General features: G+C 64.6%; 1 protein-coding gene. It reads right to left on the reverse strand.

The genetic code is table 11. From position 1 onward, the window contains the following. On the reverse strand, positions 1-223 hold a 223-nt coding region (locus tag E4K09_RS15975), incomplete at both ends, for a LysR family transcriptional regulator (protein WP_134498684.1).

Raw genomic sequence — 223 nt, forward strand, 5'->3', positions numbered from 1 at the left:
TACGCAGCATGCCGCTCGGCCGACCACGCATTTCGCCTACGGCTTCCATTGCCGCACCGAGATCATCGAGCGCCGGTCGCACCGACTGATAGAGCCTCTCCCCAGCCTCGGTGAGATGGAGGCTGCGGGTCGTACGCTGAATCAGGGCAACACCCATCCGCTCCTCAAGCCGTCGGATAGCCTGGCTGACGGCGGAGCGGGTTACATCCAAGCGCTCGCTTGC

The sequence above is a fragment of the Microvirga pakistanensis genome, from assembly GCF_004458765.1.
In the GTDB taxonomy this organism is placed as follows: domain Bacteria; phylum Pseudomonadota; class Alphaproteobacteria; order Rhizobiales; family Beijerinckiaceae; genus Microvirga; species Microvirga pakistanensis.